Origin of the sequence: Pseudarthrobacter sp. AB1 (assembly GCF_014926485.1) — a bacterium.
In the GTDB taxonomy this organism is placed as follows: domain Bacteria; phylum Actinomycetota; class Actinomycetes; order Actinomycetales; family Micrococcaceae; genus Arthrobacter.
In genome coordinates, this window is sequence record NZ_PZKO01000034.1 from 1 (window position 1) to 1,944 (window position 1,944).

The following is a 1,944-nucleotide window of genomic DNA, read 5'->3' on the forward strand; positions in this document are numbered from 1 at the left end:
CGAGGCCGGCATGCGGGTCGCCTGGTTCCGGCTCGAGGACCTCGGCGCTCTCATGCGCGCCCACCGCTCCGATGACAGCGTCACCAAAGTCGTCGCCCGGATCCTGCGCGCAGATTTAGTGGTGGTCGATGATATAGGCCTCTTGCCGGTCGGCACCGACGCGGCCGAGGGGCTCTACCGCCTCGTCGATGCCGCCTATGAGAAACGGTCCATCGCGGTGTCCTCAAACCTGCATCCGGCCGGCTTTGACGAACTCATGCCCAAAACCCTCGCCACAGCAACCGTCGATCGGCTGCTGCACCACGCGCACGTCTGCCAGACCTCAGGCGAATCAATCCGCCTCAGCCAGGCCTTGGCCGGAAAAGGAGTCAAACCAATGAACTAAAACCACAACCCAACATGGCCAACGCCACCAAACACCTGGTGGGCAGATCTCATGGCCATGAGTGGGCAGTTTTCATGGCCACCAGCGGGCATTTTTGCTGGCCGCCCGTGGGCACAAACTATTGGCCATTGACAGCGCCATCCGTCGGCTCTACTGTGCAGCACCGCTCTGGTGCCCAGGCTGATTATGGCGCCGGCGCCCGACATGTGGTCTAGGTAGAGCGTCGCGACCGACGTTGAGAACCTGCTCGAGCGGTATCGCCTGAAAGCGCGTCCATAAACTCGTGCCCGCTGAGAGGGGGCGCGGCCATGGATCGCTTGGACACGGTCGTGGTCGGTGCTGGCAGCCAGGACGTCGAGCCTAACGATTCGATGGACCGGTGGTGCGGACGTTGCGGGCTTGAGAGCCGCGAGCGGGACACAGTGATCCGGGAGTTGGCGCACGGGCGGTTGCGATGACGTCCCATGGTTCGCAAGGACACCATCCACCCGGCACCGAGTATCGACGGCGGGTACGGGTGGCGCCACCAGGCCATCCATGGCCGCACCCGTCAGTAGAAGGCACTGCACACGAATAGGCAAACTCTGCCCGGAAAGCATCGATTATTGCTGCCCACCATAGGGTGGCTGCATGACGGAGGTAGAGGTCGAGATCTCGTACTCAAAGAGAGCCGCCGAATACATTGCGAGATTTGGGCCCGTCGAGTCCTCGCATCCGGCAGCCTGGCTTGGTACTCGCTAATGTACTTCGCACCCGACCAGGTTCCCACTGTTCTCCGGGAGCTGGCACGGCGCCTGATTTCTGGTGGGCTTCTCCTGCTAGGTCTGTTTGAAGGCGACGAAATCGCGAGATTTCCACAGGCGGTATCGGCTGCATACGCCTGGCCTGTGGGGGCACTAACCATGATGCTCAGTGCCGCCGGCTTCGAAACCACCTTGCATCAGAGGCGAACTGATCCCGGGCATTGGCCGCATGCCGCATGCCGCTATCAGCGCACGCCGCTATCAGCGCACGCCTGAGCCGATCTTAGGAAACATGCCAACAGGGATGCGCATAGGTGCACGATAGGGCGAACCTGAACAAGGCAGACGTTCCGACCTGCCACCGGAGAGGTCACAGCGTTGGCGGTCTCGGCGCTCGCCATTTCCCCGCTCGATGTGATCCAGTCAACACAAACCCGTTCTGGCCGATTGCTGCACCGGGCCCCCGGTGAGCCCCCAGATTCCCCGTTACGACGCGGATTTGGGGGCATAGGGGCCGTTGTGGGGGTGGATTTGCGGTGGGGGTTGGGTGGGTGTATTGTTTTCTAAGTCGCCGCGAGGGGAACAGCGAAGAGCTGGTTACCGCGGGCGGCCAAACCCCCTAATTCAAGACCAAATGTTGGTTGTTCTTTTGAGCGCCTTTGTTTGGTGGGGATGTGTTTTCTGCTGGTGTGGGTCCTGGAATATGGATTTGCATCGGGGCGGGAAACCGGGTAAGTTTGAAAAGTTGCTCCGGAGCGATCCACGGCCGATTAGATGGTTGTGGTGGTGCCGGGTGTGTCTGTTGTTTGAGAACTC

2 protein-coding genes are annotated in these 1,944 nt (G+C 61.1%); one reads left to right on the forward strand and one right to left on the reverse strand.

The window, feature by feature from the left end:
* Positions 1 to 385 (forward strand): ATP-binding protein (locus DAD99_RS09790; RefSeq protein WP_193341380.1); only part of this gene is annotated, 385 nt, incomplete at its 5' end.
* Between the two features lie 1,362 nt (positions 386 to 1,747).
* Here the strand turns inward: DAD99_RS09790 and DAD99_RS21675 are convergent.
* Positions 1,748 to 1,944: hypothetical protein (locus DAD99_RS21675; RefSeq protein WP_227007845.1), on the reverse strand; the 197-nt coding region annotated here is incomplete at its 5' end.